We start from the raw sequence: 3,075 nt of genomic DNA, 5'->3' as shown, positions 1-3,075 counted from the left end.
GAGACCTACGAGACCGATCGGCCGCTGCTGTTCGACGCCATCACGAGCGGCGAGACGATCGGTCTGATTCCGGTTCGGTTCGACGACGGCGAGAGCTACCGCGCCGAACCGCTGCCGGACGTCGCGGACGACAGCGACCCCGTCGCGGAGGAAGTCATCGAACGCGAGGACCGCGGCGATCCCACGCCCCGTCCGGAGACGATGGACGCGCCGATCGATCCCGACGTGCTCGAGTCGGTCCTCGCCGAGGCCGACGGCGATATCGCCGAGGCCGACGTGATCGGCATCCTCGAGGCCGTCGAGACCCACGACCTTGTCGGGACGGGCGATCACGTCGCCGGCGTCCCGCCGCTGTCGGTCGACGAGCGAGCCATCTGTTTGCTGCCCGAGGACGTCTGGACGGAGCGGTTGAACTCCGAACTCGAGGCGGAGGCCGTCGGCGTGGATACGGACGCGCTGTCGTTCGCCCGCGATATCCACGATCGACAGGCCCGGATACTGATCGACGCGGCCGAGACGACCGAGTACCAGGGGGTCGTGGACGAGTACGCGCTGGTCGTGACCGACGCGCGAGACACGACCCAGTGGAACGTGGCCGAACCGGGGATGAACCGCTAGCGGCCGTGCCGGTGCTCGAGCGACTGGCTCGGCTCTGACTCCCTCATCCAGTGTGTCGGTCTGCTCCTTCCGCGTGACATACCTTTTTCATAACGGTTCCCGTTACCGAATCGCATGGGAGACGAGACGGCCACGGAGATGTACCGGACCAGAACGGACGCGCTGACGACCGACGTCGGCGAGGGTCGGCCCGTCGTCTTCGCGCACGGCACGCTGATGGATCGGACGATGTTCGCGCCCCAACTCGAGGCCCTGAAAGACGAGTATCGGGCCGTCGCCTACGATCTGCGGGCGCGGACGGATCGGTACGCGCCGGGCTACGACCTGTGGGATCTGGCCGACGACTGCGACGCGCTGCTCGACGGGATCGGCGAGGAGAGCGCCGTCATCGGCGGCATGTCGATGGGCGGCTTCCTGGCGCTACGGTTCGCCCTCGAGTACCCGGAGCGAGTCGACGGGCTCGTCCTGATCGACTCGATAGCCGCCCCCCATCCCGACGAAGAGCGCGCGGAGTACAGCGCGCTCGTGGAGCCGTACGCAGATGTGCTCGAGCCGATACCCCGCGAGATCGCGGAGGGGTCGACGGCCGAACTGTTCGGCGAGACGACGCTCGAGGAGAACCGCGAGCTCGTCGAAACGTGGGTCGATCGCTGGGCGACCTATTCCGGGAAAGCCGTCTACCACGAGCTCGGCTCGTGGCTCGGTCGCGCAGACGTGACCGATCGACTCTCGGAGATCGACGTCCCGGTACTCATCGTCCACGGCGAAGAGGATTCGACGCTCCCGCCGTCGCGGGCCGAGCCGATGCTCGAGGAGCTACCCGACGCCGAGATGGAACTGATTCCCGAGGCCGGCCACACCTCGACGCTGGAGAATCCGGAGCCAGTAACCGACGCGATCCGGGCGTTCCTCGACACGCGGTTCTGAGGCGAATTATACACGGACGTGTGTATTCGACCTAACTCTGGGGCTGTTCTGGGCACGAATCCGGGGATTAATGAGCCTCGCGGCCGCCCACTCAGATAATGACCGAGATCATCGACGGCAACGCCGTCGCGAGCGAGATTCGGGACGATCTGACCGATGCGATCGAGACTCTCGCGGACGCGGGTTCGCGGCCGGGGCTGGCGACCGTGCTGATGGGCGACGACCCCGCGAGCCAGACCTACGTGAACATGAAACAGCGCGACTGCGAGGAGGTCGGCATCGAGAGCCACCACGTCGACGTCGACGGCGACGCGCCGCCCGAAGCGCTGTTCGATACCATCGCCGACCTGAACGACGACCCCGGGATCCACGGCTACATCGTTCAGGCCCCAGTCCCGGACCACGTCGACTACCGCAACGTGATCCGCCGCGTCGACCCGAGCAAGGACGTCGACGGCTTCCACCCCGAGAACGTCGGTCGGCTCGTCGCCGGCGACGCCCGATTCCGTCCCTGTACGCCCCACGGCGTCCAGAAACTGCTCGAGTCCGCCGACGTCGACACCGAGGGCAAGGACGTAACGATCGTCGGCCGCTCGGACATCGTCGGCAAGCCGCTGGTGAACCTGCTGATCCAGAAGGCCGAGGACGGCAACGCGACGGTGACGGTCTGTCACTCCCGAACCGACGACCTCGCCGCAAAGACTCGCAGTGCGGACATCGTGGTCGCGGCGGTGGGCGTCCCCGAACTCATCGACGGCTCGATGCTCGAGGACGGGACGATCGTCATCGACGTCGGCGTCAACCGCGTCGACGCCGACACCGAGAAGGGCTACGAACTCGTCGGCGACGTCGAGTTCGAGAGCGCCGAGGAGAAGGCGAGCGCGATTACGCCCGTCCCCGGCGGCGTCGGCCCGATGACCCGCGCGATGTTGCTCTACAACACGGTCAAAGCCGCGAGCCTGCAGGAAGACGTCGCCGTCGAGTTGCCCTGATCTACCCGCGCAGCCGTCCCTCGACATACTCGTTCTCTCACTCGCGACGGCCGCCCACATTCCGTTCTCCGCCCGCACTCCGTTCTCCGCCCGGTTCGATTCGGTGGATCGGCCGTTCTCACTCGTTCTCGAACCGAATCAGCCCGCGCTCCTTGAGTTGCATGAGGAAGTGAGCGAGGGTCTCGTCGACGGGGTCGACGCGCTCGTCGTCGTGCGTGTCGGCGACGACCGCGGCGATCTCGGCGACGGTGTGGTCGCCGTCGCAGTGGCGCCAGACGGTCGTCCCGACGGCGTCGAACGTGAGTTCGCGCTCTCGGCTCGTCCCGAAGAGGTCGAACAGGAACTCGTCGAGCCGGTTCCGCGGGGTTTTCGTCCGGACGATCGTCACCCTCGAGTCGCCGTCGACGGTCGTCTCCCGCCAGTCCTCGACGGCCCGTCTCGGGATCGCGGTCGGCCCGTGAGCGCTCATGCGTCGGCTTCGTCGGCCGGGTCGGGCGCGTTCCAGAGCACGCTGGCCGTGAAGAGGCCGACGAGCGCG

4 protein-coding genes are annotated in these 3,075 nt (G+C 67.2%); 3 read left to right on the top strand and 1 reads right to left on the bottom strand.

Annotated elements, in window-relative coordinates:
- The 3 genes from PGX04_RS24580 to PGX04_RS24570 form a co-directional block, all read left to right on the top strand.
- The coding region (locus tag PGX04_RS24580; protein ID WP_273740907.1) for a hypothetical protein at positions 1–618 on the top strand (618 nt) is incomplete at its 5' end.
- A 114-nt stretch (positions 619–732) separates the two neighbouring features.
- Complete coding sequence (locus PGX04_RS24575) at positions 733–1,545, top strand: alpha/beta fold hydrolase (RefSeq protein ID WP_273740906.1); 813 nt, start codon at positions 733–735, stop codon at positions 1,543–1,545.
- Between the two features lie 98 nt (positions 1,546–1,643).
- Positions 1,644–2,537 (top strand): bifunctional methylenetetrahydrofolate dehydrogenase/methenyltetrahydrofolate cyclohydrolase, encoded by an 894-nt coding sequence (locus tag PGX04_RS24570; RefSeq protein WP_273740905.1) that lies wholly within the window; start codon positions 1,644–1,646, stop codon positions 2,535–2,537.
- Between the two features lie 118 nt (positions 2,538–2,655).
- On the opposite strand, the gene PGX04_RS24565 is transcribed toward PGX04_RS24570, so the two are convergent.
- Positions 2,656–3,006 carry a PqqD family protein gene (locus PGX04_RS24565; protein ID WP_273740904.1) on the bottom strand — a complete coding sequence of 117 codons (351 nt, stop codon included), beginning with the start codon at positions 3,004–3,006 and terminating at the stop codon, positions 2,656–2,658.
- Between the last annotated feature and the right edge of the window lie 69 nt (positions 3,007–3,075).

Source organism: Natrinema soli (assembly GCF_028618695.1).
Note: the sequence above shows the minus strand (reverse complement) of the source record. Positions and strands in the feature narration are given on the sequence as shown.

Coding starts and splice junctions, on each gene's coding strand:
- PGX04_RS24565 (WP_273740904.1), bottom strand. CDS start 3,006: ATGAGCGCTCACGGGCCGACCGCGATCCCGAGACGGGCCGTCGAGGAC.
- PGX04_RS24575 (WP_273740906.1), top strand. CDS start 733: ATGGGAGACGAGACGGCCACGGAGATGTACCGGACCAGAACGGACGCG.
- PGX04_RS24570 (WP_273740905.1), top strand. CDS start 1,644: ATGACCGAGATCATCGACGGCAACGCCGTCGCGAGCGAGATTCGGGAC.